We start from the raw sequence: 12,728 nt of genomic DNA on the forward strand, positions 1-12,728 counted from the left end.
ATGTTGGTCAGGCGATTGGAGATACTATTAGTGGAGATAATATAATAGAGGCATTTAAAGAACAAGGGATTGAGTTAGGTAAGGATATATACAAAGGTACTCAAGCATGGTCTCAGATGGCTGTCCAGGCCTATCAGAACGCCTCAAACCTTGCCTCATATCTTCATCTCCCTACTCCGGATATCTCTATCCCCAAAGACCAGGATGCTTACATAAAGTTAGATATTGCCCAGGAGTTAGGGAAAACCTTTAAATCCATTAGAGAAACAGGGAGTGATATATTTACTTCGATTAGAGATGCGGTAAGAGAATCCAGAAAGGATTATGACCTGCGTATAGCATATAAAAAGGGAGAGTTACCAACAGATGTCCTTGCACAAAAGCTAAATAATAAGGAAATAAATGTAGAAGATGTATATCAACTGGCGGTAACTTATGGAGCGGATGCAACAAAATTAATAGCCCTGGCGACTAAAAACGCCACAAATCAAGAACTGATGCAGCTTATCAATAAAGATAAGGGTAGTAACAAAGAGGTATCCGAGGCACTTAAGAATGAAAGAGAGATAAGAATAGCCATACATGAGGGAGAGATTAAAGCAATACTTGAGTTAGCGAATATATCAAGCCCTGTTGTAGGAGAAGGAGCACCAGAACCTAAATATGACATTAGTAAACTTAATGAATCAGATTGGCAGAAGTTAATAAATTCCTTTGGTAATTTACGGCAGTTAAATTATTCACCAACACAAGTAGGAGTAAGTACAACAAGTTTTGATGCATTAAAGAAGGTATGTAGTGATATAGTAAATACACAACTGGAGGCAAAGGAGGTAATACGCAAGGCAATTCAAGAAGTACAGAATATTCTTAATGATGCTAATATTAATATTGCCAGTGACTTAGGCCAGGCAAGAGCAGAGACATATATTAGAGAGGCATTAAATAAAGCAGGTTATCCCTCTCTTGCCGCAGGGGTTAATATTGCTTCTTTAATAGGTCTTCCAGGGACATTTGATCCTAAACTATTAGGTGATCCAACAGATGTAGCGGGGTTGCTGAGACGACAAGGAAAGGAATTTATCCATGAGATGTCAGCTATAGCTGCACAAGACCCGTATGCACCAGTTGATGTCTATGATAGGCTGAAAATTAGTGTAAATCAGTCTATAGAGAATTATCTTAGAAGCATAAACTACGAATATAATTTTACTCATGGTAACTTAGGAGCAATACTTGTTTTCCCAGATGTCAAGTTTGACTTTGAAAGTTTTATGCGGGATGATTACTGGGTAGAAGGAGTCAAACCTAAACAGTAAAATGAAAGGAGTTTTATAACTATGAATCGACAAATTATAAAGATATCTATACTTTTTATCTTTATATGGAGCGTTATTGGTTGTAAGCAATCTGTTATTGAAGAGGAAATTCTCTTTGTAAAGACAAAAAAATACCAGTCATTTCCTGCTGAAATAATTTTAAAAGATGTTGATAGAAATATTGAAAAGCGGTTATTTAAGATAAAAGATTCATTTGTATATGGTTTTGATTGGTCTCCAGATGGTAATAAACTTATTTTTGGACTAACTAAACTTAAAGAGACTAAAATTAATAATAACACTTATAGTAAAACTTATGTAATGAATAGTAAAATTTATGTAATGAAGTGTACTAATAGAAAATATACATGTTTAACAGATGGTTCTATGGAAGTGGGAGGACCTCTGTGGTCACCAGATGGTAAAAAAATTGCCTTTTATGGGAATAAAAATACTCTTTGTAAAAAGAAAGATTCTTTAGGGTGGTTTTCTATAGAGAATACTGGAGATATTTATGTAATGGATGCTGATGGAAAAAATCAGAAGAAAATAACTACTACTTCTACTGAGGATTCAAATTACATATGGACACCAGATAGTAAAAAACTCATTTTTGAATCCCATCCTAATTATGGTAATAAAAGATTCGATGCTGATTTCATTAAATATGAAGGTAATTCTGATATTTATATGGTAGACAGTGATGGGAGAAATCAAATAAAATTAGTAAATGATCCTACTAATGACCGTGACATTTCTTTATCTCCTGATGGAAGAAAAATAGTTTATATTTCACTATGTAACGACAATTATGAAATTTTTGTAATGGATATTGATAGTAAAAATAAAATACGCCTAACGAATAATTCTATTGATGATTGGAATCCTACATGGTCACCGGATGGCAAAAAGATTGCTTTCACTTCTAAAGATTGCATGCTTTATCTTATAGATCCTGATGGAAAAAATCAAATAAAACTTACAGAAATAAATAGAAATATTAGTGACTTAATTACTGTTAGTTCTTTCGTCTGGGCACAGGATAGTAAAAGAATTGCTTTTTGGGGTTCTTCATTTAATGATAGCTACGATATCTACGTTATAGACATAAATAATAAAGAAGTAAAGAATCTGACTAATACTCCTGATTGGGATGAGCAATGGATTTCATGGCGACCGATTGTTAAACAATAAAAGGTGGTAAAAATACCACTCTTTTTTGCTCTTTGACAATTACACAGGATAGGAGGGAGGAGGAGGTAGGGGTTACATCTTGATCTTGAATTGTGAATTAACAAGGAGTAATTCACAATTCAAGATGTGACCCCCTTCCGACCCTTCCGACCGAGTAGTAAATGGAAGTTGGACTCGTCTTGCTGAAGTATCAAGGACATTACCTCTTAATACCTGGGCAAATTATAAGATAATAGCCAGTGGTAACCAGATTAAGGTATATGAAAATGATACTGTAGTTGCTTCTGTTAGAGATGAATCTCATAAATCAGGCAGTATAATCCTTCAGACCTATAAAACTAAGGCACAATTTGACGATGTAAAAGTTTCAGAACTGCAAAAAACCATTTCATACAAAGAATTAGATGACATCCCAGAAGGTCCACCACTTCCCCAAATATCCTTTCCCAACAAAACCTTAGTCAAAGGCTCTGGGAATGCGATTTACCTTGTTATGGGTGGAATGAAGAAGTATATTCCTGCTGGAGATAGTAATATCTGGCAGTCTTATGGGCTGGACCCAAATACAGTCAAAACTATCTCAGATAAGGAATTAGCCAATATCCCTACTGACGATGGCGTGCCAAAGGTTGATTACTATAATTCCGAGACACATAAACAAGGCATCTGGAAGGCATTGGCTCAAGTTGTTTTGCCGTTTATTCCTGTCATCGGACAACTCTATACTATTTACCAAGGCATAAGAGGGATTAAAGAGGGAAATTATCTACAGGGTGCCTTAGGATTCTTAGGTGGGCTGGGTCAATTAGCTAAATTAAATCCTGCTCAATTTGCTAAATTTGGTAGCTTAGGTAAGTTAGCCGCTAACCTGAATAACTTAAATAATATCGACACTATCTCAAAACTTACCTCATTAGCTAATACAATCAATACTATCAATAAAGCCTCTATTGCCCTCTTTGCCAATGACTTAACTGATGGTAGCGGTCGGAAAATCCAGGGGGTAAATAGATTTTTAGCTGGCTTACAAACTACAAAGTTTGGTCTTGGTAAGATAGCTGGTAATTTCAACCTTAATGATGGTCAGTTAGAATTTCTTGCGAAGACAGGAGATAACATTGACAAGATAACTGATTACTACCAAAAAGGAGTAATGATAACAGGAAAAGAGAAGATATTTAGTGGTAAAGAGGTATCGGATGAAGAAAGAATAAGTTTAGCGGGTAATCTGTTGGGTGCACATATCCAAAAAGCTGCCTCTAACCCAAATACAAACATAGCCGAGGCGATGGGGAAAGGATTAGCAAACTTTGTTACCGATATGGTAGTCAGTACCCCGATTAATGTAATTGGGGATGCAGCCAAAATATCTGCAAATATATTGCAATCTACAGTTAATCAGGCTATCAAAGCATATAGTGCTAATATAAAAACGGAGTATTTCCCTTTAACTGCTTTTACTGATGCGGTAGAGGTTTATAAGCGGTCAACTGCCGTGCTTGGAAATTCAGAAAGTGCAGTGAATGTGTTTTATAAATGGATTTTAAACATGTGGGATAAAATTACTAACTTTAACATTGAAACTACAGGGCAGAACATAACTAATCTTAAGGATATAAGTGATTCTGCTTTAAGAAAAGAGATAGAGCGGTATATGGAGTTAGATAAGGATAACAAACTTGGTGTGAAGGGATACGAAGCTGAAAAGTATCTTGAGGAGTATTGGAGAAGGCATAGAGATGATTTGAACAACAATCTGGATGATGTAGCGAAGGTAGGGAAAGAGCTGGCGATAGATATAGGGAATGAGGTATTGAAAAATCTTGATGTGACAAAAAATTTCTGGAAAACAGCAAAGATAATAAATCATTTGCTCAATGGAGATATAAACAAGGCAATATTAGAATTAGACCCAACAGGAATAGTATCTATTGTAAAGAAGATAGAGAAATATCCTGTAGTCTATGGCGGCGAATTATTTAAAGGACTGGGAATTCAGTTTGGAAATGAGTTGAGAATATATAAAGATGAGATAAGAAAATATACAGTTGCACAAATGGCAAATTATCCAGATCCTGATTCATACTTTAACAATAATTTACCAGGAAATAATTTAATTAAAGCGGATATTATATATTATATGAGGTATCAAACTCACATACCGGGTATTGAATTGCCTAATGATATTAAAGATTGGATTAAAGAGGCTATAGTAAAATAAAAAACAATTTCTTTAGAAGAAAAAAGGGAATAGTATTATGAAAATAACTCATATTATAAAATATGTAGGGATTATTTTTATATTCTTTGTTCTTTCTATTGGATGTAAAGAGAATAGCTCTCTTTCTAAACAAAAAATTGTTTTTAATTCTTGTCGTGATGGTAATACCGACATTTATATAATAGATGATGATGGTAAGAATGAATATAGATTAACAAATAATCCAGCAAATGATTTTGATCCTTCTTGGTCACCAAATAGCGAAAAGATTATTTTTGTATCCGACCGTGATGGAAATGATGAAATATATATAATGAATCCTGATGGTACGAACCAAAAGAATTTATCAAGTAACCCTTTTTCAGATGGTGAACCATCCTGGTCTCCAGATGGTAAAAAGATTCTTTTTAGCTCCAACCGGGATGGTAATAGAGAAATTTATGTAATGAATGTTGACGGTACAGACCAAAAGAGAGTTACAAATAACCCTTTTTCTGACGATGAACCATCCTGGTCTCCAGATGGTAAAAAGATTCTTTTTAGCTCCAACCGGGATGGTAATAGAGAAATCTATGTAATGAATGTTGATGGAACGAATATAATAAGATTGACAAGTAATAAATATACAGATTGTGAACCCTCTTGGTCTCCAGATGGTAAAAAGATTACTTTTTGCTCTAAAAACTTTAAGATATATATAATGGATGCTGATGGTAAAAACCAGAGAATATTAGCTAATGGTTCTAAAAATGGTTATCTTAATCCTTCTTGGTCACCCGACGGTAAAAAGATTGTTTTTGATTTTCTCCATCCGAAATTAGGATGTGATGAAATTTACATAATTGATACCGATGGGAAAAATCTAAAAAGAATAACCTATAACCAATACCTAGATGGAAATCCCTCATGGCGACCGATTGCTAAGGAGTAGGTGATTAGGAGGAGACCAGGGTCAAGGAGGAGACCAGGGTCAGACCTCGAAAGCAGAATTAACTTAACTTTTTATTTGCTCTTTGACAACTCCAATTAGTGTAAAGTTTCGGACAATTGTATATGATGTATCAAGGCTTTCAAGCGATTAAGGATGGAAATTACCTGCAAGGTGCTTTAGGATTCCTTGGTGGACTTGGTGGTTTAAAGAATTTAGCCAAAATAGATAAATTAACTGGGATGAGTAAGTTAGATCAATTAGATAAATTAGGAGATTTAGGTAAGTGGGTAAATAAACTTAATAATTTTGATACCATCTCAAATCTCGTCACATTAGCTGATACAATCAATAAAATCAATTACGCCTCCATTGCCTTTACTGGTAATGACCTAACTGACGGTAGTGGTCGTAAGATACAAGGTTCTCAAAGATTTATGGCAGCGATTAACTAGATGGGTACTGACTTTAGTAAAGTCCTACCAAAGGGGTTAAAGAGCCTTCACTTACCCTTCTCTAATACCATCATCCAACCTGGTGCAGTGGAATACATGACCAGAACTTATCAATTAGGAGTAGCAGCGACTGGAAAAGAAGGGGTGTTTTTTGGTAAAGAGTTATCTGATGAAGAAAGAATAAATTTTGGCTTGAGATTAATGGCTCCGTATGTTGGTCAGGCGATTGGAGATACTATTAGTGGAGATAATATAATAGAGGCATTTAAAGAACAAGGGATTGAGTTAGGTAAGGATATATACAAAGGTACTCAAGCATGGTCTCAGATGGCTGTCCAGGCCTATCAGAACGCCTCAAACCTTGCCTCATATCTTCATCTCCCTACTCCGGATATCTCTATCCCCAAAGACCAGGATGCTTACATAAAGTTAGATATTGCCCAGGAGTTAGGGAAAACCTTTAAATCCATTAGAGAAACAGGGAGTGATATATTTACTTCGATTAGAGATGCGGTAAGAGAATCCAGAAAGGATTATGACCTGCGTATAGCATATAAAAAGGGAGAGTTACCAACAGATGTCCTTGCACAAAAGCTAAATAATAAGGAAATAAATGTAGAAGATGTATATCAACTGGCGGTAACTTATGGAGCGGATGCAACAAAATTAATAGCCCTGGCGACTAAAAACGCCACAAATCAAGAACTGATGCAGCTTATCAATAAAGATAAGGGTAGTAACAAAGAGGTATCCGAGGCACTTAAGAATGAAAGAGAGATAAGAATAGCCATACATGAGGGAGAGATTAAAGCAATACTTGAGTTAGCGAATATATCAAGCCCTGTTGTAGGAGAAGGAGCACCAGAACCTAAATATGACATTAGTAAACTTAATGAATCAGATTGGCAGAAGTTAATAAATTCCTTTGGTAATTTACGGCAGTTAAATTATTCACCAACACAAGTAGGAGTAAGTACAACAAGTTTTGATGCATTAAAGAAGGTATGTAGTGATATAGTAAATACACAACTGGAGGCAAAGGAGGTAATACGCAAGGCAATTCAAGAAGTACAGAATATTCTTAATGATGCTAATATTAATATTGCCAGTGACTTAGGCCAGGCAAGAGCAGAGACATATATTAGAGAGGCATTAAATAAAGCAGGTTATCCCTCTCTTGCCGCAGGGGTTAATATTGCTTCTTTAATAGGTCTTCCAGGGACATTTGATCCTAAACTATTAGGTGATCCAACAGATGTAGCGGGGTTGCTGAGACGACAAGGAAAGGAATTTATCCATGAGATGTCAGCTATAGCTGCACAAGACCCGTATGCACCAGTTGATGTCTATGATAGGCTGAAAATTAGTGTAAATCAGTCTATAGAGAATTATCTTAGAAGCATAAACTACGAATATAATTTTACTCATGGTAACTTAGGAGCAATACTTGTTTTCCCAGATGTCAAGTTTGACTTTGAAAGTTTTATGCGGGATGATTACTGGGTAGAAGGAGTCAAACCTAAACAGTAAAATGAAAGGAGTTTTATAACTATGAATCGACAAATTATAAAGATATCTATACTTTTTATCTTTATATGGAGCGTTATTGGTTGTAAGCAATCTGTTATTGAAGAGGAAATTCTCTTTGTAAAGACAAAAAAATACCAGTCATTTCCTGCTGAAATAATTTTAAAAGATGTTGATAGAAATATTGAAAAGCGGTTATTTAAGATAAAAGATTCATTTGTATATGGTTTTGATTGGTCTCCAGATGGTAATAAACTTATTTTTGGACTAACTAAACTTAAAGAGACTAAAATTAATAATAACACTTATAGTAAAACTTATGTAATGAATAGTAAAATTTATGTAATGAAGTGTACTAATAGAAAATATACATGTTTAACAGATGGTTCTATGGAAGTGGGAGGACCTCTGTGGTCACCAGATGGTAAAAAAATTGCCTTTTATGGGAATAAAAATACTCTTTGTAAAAAGAAAGATTCTTTAGGGTGGTTTTCTATAGAGAATACTGGAGATATTTATGTAATGGATGCTGATGGAAAAAATCAGAAGAAAATAACTACTACTTCTACTGAGGATTCAAATTACATATGGACACCAGATAGTAAAAAACTCATTTTTGAATCCCATCCTAATTATGGTAATAAAAGATTCGATGCTGATTTCATTAAATATGAAGGTAATTCTGATATTTATATGGTAGACAGTGATGGGAGAAATCAAATAAAATTAGTAAATGATCCTACTAATGACCGTGACATTTCTTTATCTCCTGATGGAAGAAAAATAGTTTATATTTCACTATGTAACGACAATTATGAAATTTTTGTAATGGATATTGATAGTAAAAATAAAATACGCCTAACGAATAATTCTATTGATGATTGGAATCCTACATGGTCACCGGATGGCAAAAAGATTGCTTTCACTTCTAAAGATTGCATGCTTTATCTTATAGATCCTGATGGAAAAAATCAAATAAAACTTACAGAAATAAATAGAAATATTAGTGACTTAATTACTGTTAGTTCTTTCGTCTGGGCACAGGATAGTAAAAGAATTGCTTTTTGGGGTTCTTCATTTAATGATAGCTACGATATCTACGTTATAGACATAAATAATAAAGAAGTAAAGAATCTGACTAATACTCCTGATTGGGATGAGCAATGGATTTCATGGCGACCGATTGTTAAACAATAAAAGGTGGTAAAAATACCACTCTTTTTTGCTCTTTGACAATTACACAGGATAGGAGGGAGGAGGAGGTAGGGGTTACATCTTGATCTTGAATTGTGAATTAACAAGGAGTAATTCACAATTCAAGATGTGACCCCCTTCCGACCCTTCCGACCGAGTAGTAAATGGAAGTTGGACTCGTCTTGCTGAAGTATCAAGGACATTACCTCTTAATACCTGGGCAAATTATAAGATAATAGCCAGTGGTAACCAGATTAAGGTATATGAAAATGATACTGTAGTTGCTTCTGTTAGAGATGAATCTCATAAATCAGGCAGTATAATCCTTCAGACCTATAAAACTAAGGCACAATTTGACGATGTAAAAGTTTCAGAACTGCAAAAAACCATTTCATACAAAGAATTAGATGACATCCCAGAAGGTCCACCACTTCCCCAAATATCCTTTCCCAACAAAACCTTAGTCAAAGGCTCTGGGAATGCGATTTACCTTGTTATGGGTGGAATGAAGAAGTATATTCCTGCTGGAGATAGTAATATCTGGCAGTCTTATGGGCTGGACCCAAATACAGTCAAAACTATCTCAGATAAGGAATTAGCCAATATCCCAACTGATGATGGCGTGCCAAAGATTGATTACTACAATTCCGAGACGCACAAACAGGGCATTTGGAAGATGGTAGTTAATCTTGTACTGCCTTTTATTCCAGTCATCGGACAATTGTATACGATGTATCAGGGAATCTCTGCTATCAAGAAGGGAGATTATTGGCAAGGGGCATTAAATTTCTTTGGTGCTGGCGGAAAGATTCCTGGTCTTCCTGGTGGTCTTAATATGCAGTTAGGAACGATAGCAAGATTTGTTAAATATATTAATCCAATCTCTATTGCTTTGTTTGCCAATGACTTAACTGATGGTAGCGGTCGTAAGATACAAGGAGTGAATAGATTTTTAGCTGGCTTACAGTTTGGAGGTAATTACTTATTACCTAATTTACCTCGGTTACCAGGTATTAATCTTAATGATGCTCAATTACAATATCTTGCAAAGGTAGGAGCAAATATTGATAAAATTAGCGATTACTACCAGAAAGGCGTGATGATTACTGGTAAAGAGAAGATATTTGGCGGTAAAGAGGTATCAGATGAGGAGAGAATACAATTAGCTGGAAGTCTATTAGGTTCTCATATTCAACAGGCGGCAAGTAATCCTAATACAAACATAGCAGATGCTATAAAACAAGGAGTAGGAAGTTTTGTTACAGATATGGTGGTAAATACACCTGTAAACGCAGTTAATGATGCTACTCAAGTATTAAATTATACCATGAACCAAGCTCTTAAGGCATATACTTCAATAGTAAAGACAGAGAATGGACTTATTGCTAATGCTGCAGGTCAAATTATAGAAGGTATAAATTTACCTACGACACTATTGAATAATGCTATGACAGTGTATGGTAGAGTAGGTGGATTTGTCGGTAGTGGGATGAATGCAGGAGCGATTGGGAATGCAGTTTTTAAATGGATTTCAGAACAACTGGATAAGATTTTTAATAATCAAAATAATACTAATACCCAACAAATGGTTGATGAGGCTATTAAAACGGCTGAAGATTATGTAGGGACAAAATATGTTTCTGGTGGAGAGAGTAAAGAAGGAATTGATTGTTCTGGGCTTGTTAGAAAACTTTATCCAGAAACCTTTAAGAAAGACATGACAGCAGATGAGATGTATGATTCGATAGTTAATAAAAAGACGATAGAAGGAAGTAAAGTAGAAAGGTCTGAAGTAAAAGCAGGAGACCTTGTATTTTGGAAAGGACATGTAGAAATTATTACAAAGGTTTATGGAAATGGAAGGGTTGATATGATTGGAGCTTCTTATAGTAAAGGAGAAGTGGTAAAAAGATTCAATGTGTCATTTACTTCATTAGAAAATAATTGGGGACCGAAGTTTTATGGCTATATACGACTATTACCTTAAGAAAAAGTTGGTAGTATGCTTTTTAGGATTGTGTTTATCCTTTTTCGTTTCTTGTGTAGCCTCTTTAGATAACGCTTATACTTCTACTTATACTACAACTACTATTGCTATAATTGAGATAGGAAAGAAGGATAAACAATTAGGAGTAGTCTATCGTTCTGAAGGCGGTAGAGAGTGGTTTACAGATTTTGAGGTTGATAGTGAAGGTAATCTATACTTCTTTGATAAAGTAAATGGTTGGATAAAGAAATTTGCTCCAGATGGAAGATTCCTGATGAAGATAGGGAGGAAGGGAAAAGATAAGGGAAAAATAAGAGGGTGGACTTCATTTATTGTAGATAAAGACCAAAATATCTATGTAGAGTTTCCATATGTGGAAAAGCATCGCCAGATAGTTAAATTCTCAAAGGAGGGAAGACCTACAAAAAAAATTCTTCTTCAAATAAAAAGAATTCATGTAATCGGTTTCGCTGTTGATGAGAAAGGGAATTTCTATTTAGAAGATGACCTTATCAGGAAATCAGACCCTTTAAAATTTTATTCCAAAGGGGATGTAAAAAAAGATTTGTATATAAAATCATCTGTTGATAGACATGTGTATTTTTCAACACATGGAAGATACAGACACATAATAGGTAATGCTGATAACCCTTGTGGTTGGTTATACGATATAAAGACAAAGAAAAAAATAGCGATTCCAGATGGGTGTGGAGAGACATTTATAATTGGCATGGATAAAAAAGGTAACATCTATCTGTCTGGTACGAAATATCCAAGGCAAGGGTATACTCCAAGAGAAAAGAGATTATACCAGCAATTAGTGGATATATTAGGCACAGAACCAATAGAAGGTGGAATGAATAAAGTATGGCGAATCTCTGAAGAAGGGAAAATTACAGGGGAGATTACCGAAATGTGGTATGGAAGAATTGATTCAAAGGTAGATATTAATGGAAATGTGTATGTAGTAATTATTGATGATTCTCCTGATTTGATTCAACCTGAAAGAGTTAGAATTGTAAAATGCACCTTTTTAGAATAACAATTAGATGTTCCCTTCTTCTTTTTTTTACCATCCGCTAAATTCGATTACTAAAAGAAGCAAAATAGGAATCAGACCGGAGGGAGATTAGGGTTAGACCGTGAATGTAGAATGTGCTGCTGTTTATTCCGGTCATTGGTCAGTTATACACGATGTATCAGGCGGTGCAGGGTATCAAGAAAGGGAATTATCTACAGGGTGCCTTAGGATTCTTAGGTGGGTTTGGTGAATTAGCTAAATTAAGCCCTGCTCAGTTTGCTAAATTTGGTAAGTTAGGGCAGTTTGCACAAAAACTTAAGGTCTCAAGGTAGGGGTCACAAGGTAGGGGTCCACAAGGTAGCACAAGGTAGGGGTCAAGCACAAGGTAGGGGTCACATCTTGAATTGTGAATTAAGACTCGACAAAATCATTTATTCATGATATACTTTTACCATTATGGCAAGGGACTGGAGAATACAATATGAAAGAAAGGTTAAAGAACTTCTTCCTTTGGTGTTACTCTATTTCTAATTCACAATTCAAGATGTGACCCCCTAAAGTCCAAGATGTGACCCCCTAAAGTCTCTCTAAAGTCTCTCAGAAGCTACAAAACCAAAGTTTCTTTCGATAATATTAGAATTACAAATCTCAAAGATAATACCCTGGTGGAAGAAAATCCGGGATTAATACCATTAAGTGGAGAGTGGAATTCAGGGATGGTTACCCAGAATAACATCACCGATATAGCCAGAAGTAAAATAGATGGCATATATTCAGACTTTATCTTTGAGACAAAGATAAAAGCTGAGCAAACAACACATTCCACTGATTGTCGCTACATTAATTTTAGGGTCAAAGATGAACAGAATCAATATGTATTAC

Annotated in this window: 11 protein-coding genes and 2 pseudogenes; all 13 read left to right on the forward strand. The window is 35.1% G+C overall.

Features of this window, described 5'->3' with window-relative positions:
* The coding region (locus AB1414_07460) for a hypothetical protein (GenBank protein MEW6607279.1) at positions 1 to 1,319 on the forward strand (1,319 nt) is incomplete at its 5' end.
* 21 nt (positions 1,320 to 1,340) lie between these two features.
* On the forward strand, positions 1,341 to 2,513 hold the full coding sequence (locus AB1414_07465) for a hypothetical protein (GenBank protein ID MEW6607280.1): 1,173 nt from the start codon (positions 1,341 to 1,343) through the stop codon (positions 2,511 to 2,513).
* A 187-nt stretch (positions 2,514 to 2,700) separates the two neighbouring features.
* Positions 2,701 to 2,868: pseudogene (locus tag AB1414_07470) on the forward strand (family 16 glycoside hydrolase).
* 147 nt (positions 2,869 to 3,015) lie between these two features.
* Positions 3,016 to 4,734, forward strand: coding sequence for a hypothetical protein (locus tag AB1414_07475; GenBank protein ID MEW6607281.1), 1,719 nt, complete (start codon positions 3,016 to 3,018; stop codon positions 4,732 to 4,734).
* 37 nt (positions 4,735 to 4,771) lie between these two features.
* Positions 4,772 to 5,665, forward strand: a complete 894-nt coding sequence (locus AB1414_07480) for a DPP IV N-terminal domain-containing protein (GenBank protein ID MEW6607282.1) — start codon at positions 4,772 to 4,774, stop codon at positions 5,663 to 5,665.
* A 122-nt stretch (positions 5,666 to 5,787) separates the two neighbouring features.
* Complete coding sequence (locus AB1414_07485) at positions 5,788 to 6,117, forward strand: hypothetical protein (GenBank protein ID MEW6607283.1); 330 nt, start codon at positions 5,788 to 5,790, stop codon at positions 6,115 to 6,117.
* Entirely contained in the window at positions 6,118 to 7,647 is a 1,530-nt protein-coding gene (locus AB1414_07490; protein MEW6607284.1) for a hypothetical protein, read from the forward strand.
* Positions 7,648 to 7,668: 21 nt separating this feature from the next.
* Entirely contained in the window at positions 7,669 to 8,841 is a 1,173-nt protein-coding gene (locus AB1414_07495) for a hypothetical protein (protein MEW6607285.1), read from the forward strand.
* A gap of 187 nt (positions 8,842 to 9,028) precedes the next feature.
* Positions 9,029 to 9,196 (forward strand): annotated as a pseudogene (locus AB1414_07500) (family 16 glycoside hydrolase).
* A gap of 147 nt (positions 9,197 to 9,343) precedes the next feature.
* Positions 9,344 to 10,825: an NlpC/P60 family protein gene (locus AB1414_07505; protein MEW6607286.1), complete on the forward strand. Its 1,482-nt coding sequence runs from the start codon at positions 9,344 to 9,346 to the stop codon at positions 10,823 to 10,825.
* Complete coding sequence (locus tag AB1414_07510; protein MEW6607287.1) at positions 10,800 to 11,867, forward strand: hypothetical protein; 1,068 nt, start codon at positions 10,800 to 10,802, stop codon at positions 11,865 to 11,867. Before AB1414_07505 ends, AB1414_07510 begins: the two co-directional genes overlap by 26 nt.
* A gap of 113 nt (positions 11,868 to 11,980) precedes the next feature.
* Entirely contained in the window at positions 11,981 to 12,178 is a 198-nt protein-coding gene (locus AB1414_07515) for a hypothetical protein (protein MEW6607288.1), read from the forward strand.
* A 333-nt stretch (positions 12,179 to 12,511) separates the two neighbouring features.
* On the forward strand, positions 12,512 to 12,728 hold a 217-nt coding region (locus AB1414_07520; protein MEW6607289.1), incomplete at its 3' end, for a hypothetical protein.

The organism is bacterium (assembly GCA_040755795.1).
GTDB lineage: Bacteria > UBA9089 > CG2-30-40-21 > CG2-30-40-21 > SBAY01 > JBFLXS01.